This is a genomic window from Mesorhizobium sp. M1004 (assembly GCF_040318795.1).
Lineage (GTDB): Bacteria > Pseudomonadota > Alphaproteobacteria > Rhizobiales > Rhizobiaceae > Mesorhizobium.
The window spans coordinates 105,283-116,747 of sequence record NZ_JAMYNB010000016.1 but is presented as its reverse complement, the minus strand read 5'-3'; the positions used below and the strand labels follow the sequence as shown (position 1 = coordinate 116,747).

Annotated in this window: 9 protein-coding genes; 6 read left to right on the top strand and 3 right to left on the bottom strand. The window is 63.8% G+C overall.

Features of this window, described 5'->3' with window-relative positions:
• Positions 1 to 125: 125 nt before the first annotated feature.
• The gene (locus NKH54_RS27380; protein ID WP_023700316.1) at positions 126 to 1,703 is read right to left on the bottom strand and encodes a trimethylamine methyltransferase family protein; all 1,578 of its coding nucleotides are present in this window, start codon (positions 1,701 to 1,703) and stop codon (positions 126 to 128) included.
• A gap of 271 nt (positions 1,704 to 1,974) precedes the next feature.
• Here NKH54_RS27380 and NKH54_RS27375 point away from each other — a divergent pair, with 271 nt between their 5' ends.
• From NKH54_RS27375 to NKH54_RS27355, 5 genes are all read left to right on the top strand, one after another.
• A complete protein-coding gene (locus NKH54_RS27375; protein WP_352908651.1) occupies positions 1,975 to 3,150 on the top strand; it encodes an MFS transporter in 1,176 nt (391 codons plus the stop codon).
• Between the two features lie 144 nt (positions 3,151 to 3,294).
• Positions 3,295 to 4,452, top strand: coding sequence for an MFS transporter (locus NKH54_RS27370; protein WP_353029390.1), 1,158 nt, complete (start codon positions 3,295 to 3,297; stop codon positions 4,450 to 4,452).
• Between the two features lie 98 nt (positions 4,453 to 4,550).
• Positions 4,551 to 6,620, top strand: coding sequence for a prolyl oligopeptidase family serine peptidase (locus tag NKH54_RS27365; RefSeq protein ID WP_353029389.1), 2,070 nt, complete (start codon positions 4,551 to 4,553; stop codon positions 6,618 to 6,620).
• A 32-nt stretch (positions 6,621 to 6,652) separates the two neighbouring features.
• On the top strand, positions 6,653 to 6,775 hold the full coding sequence (locus NKH54_RS27360) for a hypothetical protein (protein WP_023670422.1): 123 nt from the start codon (positions 6,653 to 6,655) through the stop codon (positions 6,773 to 6,775).
• 51 nt (positions 6,776 to 6,826) lie between these two features.
• A complete protein-coding gene (locus tag NKH54_RS27355) occupies positions 6,827 to 8,206 on the top strand; it encodes an aspartate aminotransferase family protein (protein ID WP_353029388.1) in 1,380 nt (459 codons plus the stop codon).
• 424 nt (positions 8,207 to 8,630) lie between these two features.
• Here NKH54_RS27355 and mmsB read toward each other — a convergent pair whose 3' ends face one another.
• Positions 8,631 to 9,515, bottom strand: coding sequence for a 3-hydroxyisobutyrate dehydrogenase (gene mmsB / locus NKH54_RS27350; protein WP_353029387.1), 885 nt, complete (start codon positions 9,513 to 9,515; stop codon positions 8,631 to 8,633).
• Between the two features lie 24 nt (positions 9,516 to 9,539).
• Positions 9,540 to 10,706: an isobutyryl-CoA dehydrogenase gene (locus NKH54_RS27345; protein ID WP_353029386.1), complete on the bottom strand. Its 1,167-nt coding sequence runs from the start codon at positions 10,704 to 10,706 to the stop codon at positions 9,540 to 9,542.
• A gap of 149 nt (positions 10,707 to 10,855) precedes the next feature.
• On the opposite strand from NKH54_RS27345, the gene NKH54_RS27340 reads away from it, so the two are divergent.
• Entirely contained in the window at positions 10,856 to 11,464 is a 609-nt protein-coding gene (locus tag NKH54_RS27340; protein ID WP_353029385.1) for a dimethylsulfonioproprionate lyase family protein, read from the top strand.
• The last annotated feature ends 1 nt before the right edge of the window (position 11,465 follow it).

Genomic DNA, 11,465 nt, shown 5'->3' with positions numbered 1-11,465 from the left:
TCCTCGCGCGGGGGGTGTGTGGTGGGTTTTTGTTTAACCCCCCCCCCCCCCCCCCGCCCTGGGGGTGGTTGGGGGCGTCGCGCGGCTGGTGGTTGGGGGGGTCGACTGTTCATCAACAACATTGATCAAAAATCGGTCGGCGCGCCGCCTTCGGACGTGCGCTTTTCGACGAAGTCGTTGAGCTCTTCGCGGATCGCCGGGTCCATATAGGGTTCCTCGTAGGATGCCAGCCGCTCCTTCCAGACCTTGTTGGCCTTTTCCAGCGCGGTCGGCGATCCGGCTTCGGCCCAGGTTTCGAAATTGCGCCAGTCGGAGAGGATGGGCGAGTAGAAGGCTGTCTTGTAGCGGTCCTGCGTGTGCTGGGTGCCGAAGAAATGGCCGCCGGGGCCGACCGACTGGATGGCGTCGAAGCCGAGCGCTTCGTCGGACAGGTCGAGCGGGGTGAGGAACTCGGCCACCATCTGCAACAGGTCGATGTCCAGGATGGTCTTCTCGTAGGAACAGCGCAGGCCGCCTTCGAGCCAGCCGGCGCCGTGCATCATCAGATTGCCGCCGCCCTGGATGGCGCCCCACAGCGAGAACACGCTTTCATAGGCTGCCTGCGCGTCGACCGTGTTGGCGGCGCAGGTGTTGGAGGTGCGGTAGGGGATCTTGTAACGGCGGGCAAGCTGGCCGCCGACAAGCTGCGCCTTCATATATTCAGGCGTGCCGAAGGCCGGCGAGCCTGACTTCATGTCGACATTCGAGGTGAAGCCGCCATAGCCAACCGGCGCGCCCTTTCTCACCATCTGGGCGAAGGCGATGCCGGACAGCGCCTCGGCGTTTTGCTGCACCAGCGCACCGGCGATGGTCACCGGCGCCATCGCGCCGGACAGGGTAAAGGGCGTGATGACGACGACCTGACCCTTGCTCGACATCTGGATGATGCCTTCCATCATCGGCACATCCAGTTTCAGCGGCGAATTGGTGTTGATGATGGTGAAGACGGACGGCTCTTCGAGCATCTGCTCATGGCTGATGCCGCGGGCGATCCTGGCGATCTCGATGCCGTCGACATTGCGCTCCTTGCCCAGTGAATAGATGTGGAACACCTTGTCGGTCAGCGTGGCGAGGTCGCGGATGCATTCGAGGTGGCGCACGGAAGGATGGATGTCGGTCGGCTCGACCGGATAACCGCCGGTGCAGTTCAGGATGTTGTGCATCTGCGCCAGGCGCAGGAAGTTGCGGTAGTCCTGCTGGTTGCCCGGACGGCGGCCGCGATCGAGGTCGGAGCAGTTCGGTGCCGACGCCATCATCGACAGGATCACATTGTTGCCGCCGAAGCGCACATTGTGCGCCGGGTTGCGGGCATGGAGCGTGAATTCCGACGGGCAGTTGGAGATGAGATCGAGGATCATGTCGCTGTCGAAGCGCACGCGCTCGCTGCCCTCGCGGACATCAGCGCCATTTTCCTTCATGATGCGGCGCGCTTCGTCATGCAGCACGTCGACGCCTATTTCCCTCAAGACGCGCAGGGAGGCGAGGTGGATCGATTCCAGCTCGTCGTCAGAGACCAGCTTGGTCGGCGTTAGCGGATTTCTCAGTTGCCGAAAAGCCGGCTGTTCGAAGGCGGCCGAGCCGCCGGCGCGCTTGCCCGCACGGCCACCGCGACGGGCACGGTCGGTTGCCAAAGGTGGTTCGGCTGGATGCAGGGCGGCGGTCATGATGGTCCTCGTACGATGCTGGTAGCGGGCGGCATAATGGACCGGCGGCTGTCCGACCATTGCGGAGGCGGCGACCACTAGGACGATGGAAGCGACATGCCCGAACGGCAGTCCGATAGCTGACAACCTTGCCGGGGATTGGCGGACAGGACGCGCCCACTGCGGCTCTTGGCGCAAGGGGATTTCAGGCGCGGCCCTTCCTTTCCCTAAATCGAACCGCTAGCTCAGTGGTTTGCCGCTGGATGGGCCGGCAATTCATGTGGAAGGCATCATGGCTGCGACCGGTTCGAGCGATGGCGAAGCGGGGACGCAATGGGCGGCGCTTGCCGGCGTAACTGCCGCCCTCGCGATGTTCGGTGCGGCGCAAGGGCTGAGCTCGCCGCTGTTTACGCTGCTGATGCAGAAGCAAGGCATGTCGCCGGCGCTGATCGGCTTGTCGGCAGCGATGATGCCGCTTGGTCTGATCCTTTCGGCCTCGTTCGTGCCGGCAGCCGTTCGGCTGGTCGGCGCGCGCAACCTGGCTGTGGGTTGCTCATTGATTGGGGCGCTGTGCTTCCTCGGCATCGGCTACCTGCAGGACTGGGTGGGCTGGTTCGTCATCCGCTTCATCATCGGTATCGTCATCAACCCGCTCTATATACTGGGCGAAGTATGGGCGCTGTCGCTGGCGCCGCCGTCGCGCCGCGGCAGGGTGATGGGGGCATTCAACACCGTGCTGGGCGCTGGCTATGCTGCGGGGCCTTTGGTCCTGACCGCGGTAGGGATATCGGGCTGGGTTCCTTTCCTGGTCGGCATGGCCGGCTTCATCCTGTGCGCCGCGATCCTTCGTGCTGTTTCGTCAAGCCTCGCCGGCTTCGAGGATGACGGCCAATTGCCCGGCGGCTTTTTCGGTTTCGCCAGGCTGGCGCCGGCGCTGTTGTTTGCCGTGCTGGTTTCGGCGGCGGTCCAGCAGGGCACCTACGCATTGATGCCGGTCTTCGGTGCTGCCTATGGCCTGCCCGAAAGGACGCTGGCGGCCTTGGTGATGGCACTGTCGCTGGGAAACATCTTCCTGCAAATCCCGCTCGGCCTGCTTGCCGAGCGTTTCGGCGGGCGGGCGATGATCATCTTCTGTGCGTTGGCGACAACGGCCTGCGCGGTTTTGCTGCCGTTGTTGATCACGACGCCGGCGATCTGGCTCGTCCTTCTCGTCATGGGAGCGGTCGGCTATGGCGTCTACACCATGGCGCTGGTGGAACTCGGCAGCCGCTTCAAGGGAACCGTGCTGGTCGCCGGTAACGCCGCCTTTGCCTTGATGTGGGGCGCCGGCGGCATTGTCGGCCCGCCCGGCGCCGGTGCGCTGATGCAGGTCATCGGTCCGCTCGGCCTGCCGGTGGTGATCGCCGGACTCGACGCGCTGCTGGTGAGCTTCGCGCTCTACCGATCGTTCAAGCGCCAAAACTCCTGACGGCCCAAAACTCCTGACGCCCAAAACTCCTGACAGGCCAAAAACTCCTGACAGGCCTTGTCTGGAGCAAACGGTTTTTCCCGGGGCGGGGCTTACCCGCGTCGGACAGAAAAGCTAGTCCTGAATCTGGTTTAGGTCCCAATGATGAACCTGGCGGAAGCTGACAACGAGAAGATGCAGTGGGCGGCGATCAGCGGCGTGATCGCGACCGTCTCGGTGTTCGCCATCGCGCAAGGCCTGTCCTATCCGCTGCTGAGCTTCATCCTGCAACGCCAAGGCGTTTCGCCGGCCATCATCGGGCTCTCGGCGGCAATGACGCCGATCGGCTTCATTGTCTCTTCGCCGCTGATCCCGGCACTGGCGCGCCGGTTCGGGGCAGGGCGCACCGCGCTTACCTGCGCGGCGCTTTCGGCGATGGTTCTGGCGCTGATCGGCTGGACGCAGAATGTCTATCTGTGGTTTCCGCTGCGCTTCCTGATCGGGGTGGTGACCAATCCGCTCTATGTCTTGAGCGAAATCTGGGTCATTGCACTGGCGCCGCCATCGCGCCGCGGTCGCGTCATGGGTGTCTATTCAACCATCATCTCGGCCGGCTTCGCTGCCGGGCCGCTCTGCCTGCTCGCTGTCGGCACCGTGGGATGGCCGCCATTCCTGGTGGGGATCGCCGCCTTCATCTTTTGCGGCGCCTGCCTCGCGCTGGTGCTGCCGCGACTGCCGAAGGTCGACGAAGCCGGGCGCCGGGTTTCGGTCATGGGCTTCGTGCCACTGGCATGGCTACTGCTGTCGGCGGTGGTCGTTGCCGCCGGTTTCGAACAGGGCGTGCTGGCGCTGCTGCCGGTCTACGGCACGCACTATGGCATCGCGGAAGCGCGCATGTCGGCGCTGCTGTCGGTGATGATCGCAGGCAACATCGCCATGCAGGTGCCGCTCGGCTTGCTGGCGGAACGGCTGACGGCGCGGCTGTTGCGATTCGTCTGCGTCGTGGTGACTGTGCTGGGCTGCGTGCTGCTGCCGCTGCTGATCGAGACGCCGTTGATCTGGCCTTGCGTCTTTATCTGGGGCGCGGTCTCCTATGACATCTACACCATGTCGATCATCGAGCTCGGCGAGCGCTTTACCGGCTCGGCGCTGGTCGCCGGCAATGCCGCCTTCTCCCTGATGTGGGGCATCGGCGGCATCGTGGTGCCGCCGCTGGCGGGTGGCGTCATGGATGTGATCGGCGCCTCCGGCCTGCCGATCACGCTGGGCACGATTTGTCTGGCACTGGCTGTGGCCACGGTCCTGCGCCGGCGGATGGTTTGAGGCCGCATTCCCCCGATGACCTGACGTCACCATCTTGAATAAAACCGCTTGCAACGCGATGTAGGCAGGGCTGCCCGCCACTAGCCTGGAGACCATGCGTGACCCAATCGACGACAAAACGCCAGACGGATGCCACCGCGGAGGACAAGTTCCTCTGGCTGGAGGACCGGACCAGCAAGGAATCGCTCGACTGGGTGCATCGCCAGAACGAGATCACCGTGGCCGAACTACAGGGCGATCCGTCCTACCAGGCGGCCTTCGAGACGGCGCTCGACCTGATGACGGCCGAGGACAACATTGCGGTCGGTGCCGCGCTCAACGGCCAAGTCTATAATTTCTGGCAGGACAAGACCAATGTGCTCGGACTCTGGCGCCGCACGACGGTCGCTTCCTACAAGACCGAGAAGCCTGTGTGGGAGACGATCATCGACTTCGACGTGCTGTCGGCCAAGGAGGGGGTGAAGTGGGTGTTCAGCGGCGCCAGCCGCCTTTACCCCGATTTCAACCTTTGCCTGGTGGCGATGTCGCCGGATGGCGGCGATGCCAGCGAGATGCGCGAATTCGACATCGAGACCAAATCATTCATCGAGGGCGGCTTCCGCGCTCCCGCCTCGAAATCCGGCTTTTCCTGGCTGGACAAGGACACGGTCATTGTCTCGGCTGCCTTCGATGAAGACGACAAGACCCAGTCCGGCTATCCGCGCGTCGTCAAGCTGTGGAAGCGCGGTACCCGGTTGGAGGAGGCGACGCCGATCTTCGAGGCCGAGAAGCAGGATCTCGCGGCCGGCGCGGGGGTCGAGCATGATGGCGACAGGCAGTATTTGTTTCTGGCCCGCACGATCGCCTTCTTCTCCTCGCACAGTTTTCTGCGCCTGCCGTCGGGCGAAAACCGCCGCATCCCGTTGCCCGACGATGTCACCGACACCGCGCTGTTCAAGGGCCGGTTCGTGTTCGGGGTGCGCAGCCCATGGACGGCGCCGGGCGGCACTGAGTGCTTGCCGGACGGCCTCTATTCCTTCGATTTCGAACAGTGGATCGACACCGGCGACCTGGGCCCTGTTGAAACCATGCTCGCGCCAGCGCACCGTGTTTCGGTCGCCGGCATTGCCCGCACTCAGGACCGGCTGTTCATCAATCTGATGGACAATGTGCGCGGCAAGGTCGTTGTCGCCGAGCGCAGCGGCGACCGCTGGTCGCTGAAGCCGGTGGCGCTGCCCGAGAACGGCAATGTCGGCATCGCGCATGCCGAGCATTTCGGTTCCAGCGTCTCCTTCTCCTTCACCGATTTCCTGACGCCGAGTTCGATCATCTGGTCGGACGATGACGGGGTGACGCTGGCCACCGTGAAATCGCAGCCGGCGCGGTTCGACGGCGCGCCGCTGGTCTCCGAACAGTTCGAGGCGCGCTCGAAGGACGGCACCATGATCCCGTATTTCGTCGTCAGGCGGCGCGACCAGAAGGGTCCGGTACCGACGCTTCTCTATGGTTATGGCGGCTTCGAAATACCGCTGCTGCCCGGCTATGCCGGCGTGCGCGGCAGGCTGTGGCTGGAAAAGGGCAACGCCTATGTGCAGGCCTGCATCCGCGGTGGCGGCGAGTTCGGGCCGGCCTGGCATCAGGCCGCGCTGAAGGGCAATCGCCAGACTGCCTTCGACGATTTCGCCGCGGTGGCTGAGGACGTCGTCAGGCGCGGCATAGCCACGGCTGCTTCCCTCGGCATCCAGGGCGGCTCGAATGGCGGCCTGCTTACAGGCGTTTCCCTGACTCAGCATCCCGAACTGTTCGGCGCCGTCATCATCGAGGTGCCGCTGCTCGACATGCTGCGCTACACCGAACTGCCGCCAGGCGCCTCGTGGATCGGCGAATATGGTGATCCGGCAAAACCGGAAGAGGCCAACTGGCTCGCCGCCTATTCGCCGTACCATCATGTCTCGGCCGATGCCGACTATCCCCCGGTGCTGCTCACGACATCGACCGCCGACGACCGCGTCCATCCCGGCCATGCCCGCAAGATGGCGGCGAAGCTGCAGGAAGCAGGTCACGGCAAGACGTTGTTCTTCGAGGAGACGGAAGGCGGCCATGGCGGGCGCGGCGACCGCCGGCCGCAAGCGGCGCAAACCGCCATGAAATACGTGTTCCTGCAAAGGGTATTGAGCGGCACCGCTTGAATTCCGGGCCTCGGGCGGCATAGACTGCCGCCATGGTCTACATGAGCACATCCGGCGCCTTCGGGGTCGCGGTGACACCGTCGCCGCGCACGCTGCGCGCCGAACTGCTCAGGCTGTGCGCCCGCATCGGCTATTCGCCGCCCGCCGTCCTCTGACGAAGTCGCCCGGCAGCTTGCCGGTTTGATTCCAGAGGAAAGAGCAAACCCATGACTTACCAGAACTATTCGCTGAAGCAGCTTCAGCAGATTGACGCCGCGCATCATCTGCATCCCTTCACCGACCACAGGGAATTGCGCGAGACCGGCTCGCGCATCATCACCCACGCCAACGGCCCGTTCATCTACGATGCCGACGGCACCGAAATACTCGACGGCATGGCCGGGCTGTGGTGCGTCAATGTCGGCTATGGCCGCGACGAGCTGGCCGACGCCGCTTACGCGCAGATGAAGGAATTGCCCTACTACAATTCCTTCTTCAAATGCTCGACGCCGACGCCCGTGCTGCTGTCGAAGAAGCTGGCCGAGCTGGCGCCCAAGGGCATCAGCCAGGTTTTCTACGGCTCCTCCGGCTCGGAGGCCAACGACACGGCGCTGCGGCTCGTGCGCCACTATTGGGTGCTGGAAGGCAAGCCGGAGAAGAACCGCATCATCTCGCGCAAGTCGGCCTATCACGGCTCGACCGTCGCCGGCACGTCGCTCGGCGGCATGGATTTGATGCACAAGCAACTCGGCGGGGCGGTTCCCAACATCGTCCATGTGATCATGCCCTATGCTTATGAGTTGGCGCTGCCTGGCGAAAGCGACCCTGATTTCGGCCTGCGCGCGGCCAAGGCCGTCGAGGACGCCATCCTCGAAGCCGGTGCCGACAAGGTGGCGGCCTTCATCGGCGAGCCGGTGATGGGCGCGGGCGGGGTGAAAATACCGCCGATGAGCTATTGGCCGGAAGTGCAGCGCATCTGCCGCAAATACGATGTGCTTTTGATGCTGGACGAGGTCATCACCGGCTATGGCCGCACCGGCGAATGGTTTGCGGCGCAGACCTTCGGCGTCGAGGCCGACACCATCACCACGGCCAAGGCACTGACCTCGGGCTATCAGCCGCTGTCGGCGCTGCTGGTCGGCGACCGTATCGCGGCGACGCTGGTCGAAAAGGGCGGCGAATTCTACCACGGCTATACCTATTCGGGTCACCCGGTGGCCTGCGCGGTGGCGCTGAAGAATCTCGAGATCATGGAGCGCGAAGGCCTGGTCGACAGGGTCAGGAACGACACCGGACCTTACTTCGCCCAGGCGCTGCAAGAGCGCATTGCCGGCCACGAACTGGTCGGCGAGGTGCGATCGATCGGGCTGATGGGCGCGATTGAGATCGTCAAGGACAAGGCGACCAAGGAGCGCTTCCTGCCGGCGGGCAGTGCCGCCGTCACCGTCCGCGACCACGCCATCGCGCAAGGCCTGATGCTGCGCGCCACCGGCGACACGATGATCCTGTCGCCGCCGCTGATCTGGACCCGCGCGACGATCGACATGGCTTGCGATCGCATCGCCAAAGCGCTGGATCTGGCGCAAGCGGATTTGCGCAAGAAGTAGATGGAACGAGCGCCGGGCGCCTTGCAAACGGGCGCCCGGACTGTGCGCCTGCTTATCGTCAGGGTCGAAGGGGTCAGCGCACCGATCGTGCTGGTCAATGAAGACCATGAGGCAATTCCGAACGCTGCAATCGGAATAATAATTTAGACCGAGCAGTATAGTACTGCAAAACGCAAAAACCGCGCTCCATGGGAACGCGGCTTTGCCAGATACGCATGGCATTTCGCCAACAATACACTTGCGAAACTTACGGGCTCCGGTACGCGAGACCTGATCCGGAGCGCCGGGCGGATGCGATATGTCCGCCTCGCCATCCGTTATATAGGCACATCGTTACCGCCGGGTTATCGAGAGCTTAAGCAAATCTAAATTTGCAATTTTTCCGCGCAATAAAAATCGAGAAAAGCGCTGCCAAATTCGAAACTTATAGAGAACTGCCGCGAAGGAAATTTATGATGCCGGAAAAATCGTCGCCGCCATTTCCCTGGGCGTTGAACAGCGCATAAAGCTGGGCCGCTTCGGCCCCCATCGGCGTCACCGCGCCGGCGCTTTGGGCGGCTTCCTGCGCCAGTTTCAGGTCCTTCAGCATGAGTGCCGCGGCAAAGCCCGGTTTGTAGTCGCGGTTGGCGGGTGAGGCCGGCACGGGACCCGGCACCGGACAGTAGGTGGTCAGCGACCAGCACTGGCCCGACGAGGTCGAGGCAACGTCGAACAGCGCCTGATGCGAGAGGCCGAGCTTTTCGGCCAGCACGAAAGCCTCGGCAACCCCGATCATCGAAATGCCGAGCATCATGTTGTTGCAGATTTTGGCTGCCTGACCGGCGCCGTCGTCGCCGCAATGGACGATTCGGCCTGCCATCGGCTTCAGGACCGGTTCGGCCTTGGCGAAGGCATCCTTGGCGCCGCCGGCCATGAAGGTCAGTGTTCCCGCAGCAGCACCGCCGGTGCCGCCGGAGACGGGGGCGTCGATCGAATGCAGCCCGTGCTTCCTTGCTACGGCATGCGCCTTGCGGGCCGACTCGACATCGATGGTCGAGGAATCAATGAACAGGGCGCCTGGTTTGGCCTTGGGTGCGATGTCCTCGTAGACCGAGAGCACGTGCTTGCCGGCGGGAAGCATGGTGATCACGACATCGGCGTCTTTCACCGCCGCCACGGCATTCGCCGTGACAATGACGCCATGCTCGTGGGCGACGGTGAGGTTTTCCGGCATCAGGTCAAAGCCGTGCACCGCGTGCCCCGCCTTGACGAGATTGGCAGCCATCGGGTTGCCCATATTCCCCAAGCCGATGAAGGCGATCGTCGTCATTGTTCTCTCCTGGTCTTGCTGGCTTCAGCGGCCAATCAACGCCCGCGCGATGATGACGCGCATGATCTCGTTGGTGCCTTCGAGGATCTGGTGGACGCGCAGGTCGCGCACCAGTTTTTCGATACCGTAATCATGAAGATAGCCGTAACCGCCATGCAGCTGCAGCGCCTCGTTCGCGACGTTGAAGCCGATGTCGGTGACGAAGCGCTTGGCCATGGCCGACCATTTGCCGGCATCCGGCGCCTTGCGGTCGAGTTTCGAGGCGGCGGCGTAGAGAAAGATCCGCGCTGCCTGCAATTCGGTCTCCATGTCGGCCAACCTGAACTGCAGCGCCTGGAACTGGTTGATCTTCGAGCCGAAAGCCTTGCGCTCGGCGGTATAGGACAGCGCCTTGTCGAGCGCAGATTGCGCGCCGCCGAGCGAACAGGCAGCGATGTTGAGGCGGCCGCCATCAAGCCCGGCCATTGCGATGCCGAAACCGGCGCCTTCGCCCGACAGCAGGTTTGCCGCCGGCACCTTGCAGTCCTCGAAGATCACCTGGCGGGTCGACTGCATGTGCCAGCCCATCTTGTGCTCGTTGGCGCCGAAGGACAGGCCGGGCGCATCCTTCGGCACGACGAAGGTGGAAATGCCTTTCGGCCCGTCGGCGCCGGTGCGCGCCATGACGACATAGAGGTCGCTGTCGCCGGCCCCGGAGATGAACTGCTTGGCGCCGTTAAGCACATAGTCGACGCCGCTCTTCACCGCGCGCGTCTTCAGCGCCGCGGCATCCGAGCCTGAGCCCGGCTCGGTCAGGCAGTAGCTCGCCAGCCATTCCATCGAGGTCAGCTTCGGCAGGAAGCGTTGGCGCTGCTCGTCGTCGCCGAAGCGGTCGATCATCGACGCCGCCATATTGTGGATCGAGATGAAGGAGGAAAACGCCGGATCGGCGTGCGACAGTGCCTCGAAGATCAGCACGGCGTCGAGCCGGCCGAGCGCCGAGCCGCCGACATCGTCCCTGACATAGATGCCGCCGAGGCCGAGCGGGCCGGTCTCGCGGATTACATCGGCGGGAAAGTGTCTTGCCCGGTCCCATTCGAGCGCATTGGGCGCAACGCGATCGGCGGCGAAGGCCTGCGCCATCTCCTGGATGGCGCGCTGCTCCTCATTGAGTTCGAACTGGCTGGTGCTCGCATCGACCGCGGCGTCCATGGCGTGCTCCCTGTGTTTCCCCAACTGGGGTTGGCTTGCTGGCCTGTTGTTTTTGGCTTTGCGCGCCGCTCAATCTAGACCAATGATGCCGCCGCGCAACCCGGCTCGCCGCGCAGCCGCTGTGCATGAATGGATCAACGGAGCATTGCGTGCCGACATATTTCGACGAATTGCTCGACCGCTTCCATGCCTATCTCCGGGGCGTGGATAACGCGCTGGTGCGGGATGCCGTGACCCGGATCGGCTGGAATATGAGGGCGCGCGTGCTCGAAGCGCATCCACTGCCTTGCCTTGGTCTGCTCGACCGCATTGTCGAACTGGTGCCGCCGGACCCGCAGCCTCTGGTGCAACTGCTGGCGGAGCGTCGTGACGATCTGTGCTGGGGGCAAACCTACAACGCGACCGATTTTGGTGAAGCGTTCTTGCAGAAATACGGCTGGCTGGAGGTGTTTGGCACGCGCGGCCATTTCGCCAACGAAGAGGTCGCGGCCGGATTGCTGATCCTGGGGCCCGGCATCACCTATCCCGACCATCATCACATTGCCGAGGAGATCTACATTCCGCTGACCGGCGGCACCGAGTGGCGCATGGGCGACGGCGGCTTTCACACCCGCCAGGCGGGCGAAATTATCCATCACGCCTCCAATGTCAGCCATGCCATGCGCACCGGCAGCGAACCGTTGCTGGCGCTCTACATCTGGCGCGGCGGGCCGCTGTCGCAGAAGTCGACCGTTTCCGGCGCGCAGGGCAGGGGCTGAG

Excerpts from the sequence above, each read along its gene's own strand:
- NKH54_RS27355 (WP_353029388.1), top strand. The coding sequence starts at position 6,827 with ATGACTTACCAGAACTATTCGCTGAAGCAGCTTCAGCAGATTGACGCC.
- NKH54_RS27360 (WP_023670422.1), top strand. The coding sequence starts at position 6,653 with ATGGTCTACATGAGCACATCCGGCGCCTTCGGGGTCGCGGTGACACCG.
- NKH54_RS27345 (WP_353029386.1), bottom strand. The coding sequence starts at position 10,706 with ATGGACGCCGCGGTCGATGCGAGCACCAGCCAGTTCGAACTCAATGAG.
- mmsB (WP_353029387.1), bottom strand. The coding sequence starts at position 9,515 with ATGACGACGATCGCCTTCATCGGCTTGGGGAATATGGGCAACCCGATG.
- NKH54_RS27370 (WP_353029390.1), top strand. The coding sequence starts at position 3,295 with ATGAACCTGGCGGAAGCTGACAACGAGAAGATGCAGTGGGCGGCGATC.
- NKH54_RS27380 (WP_023700316.1), bottom strand. The coding sequence starts at position 1,703 with ATGACCGCCGCCCTGCATCCAGCCGAACCACCTTTGGCAACCGACCGT.
- NKH54_RS27375 (WP_352908651.1), top strand. The coding sequence starts at position 1,975 with ATGGCTGCGACCGGTTCGAGCGATGGCGAAGCGGGGACGCAATGGGCG.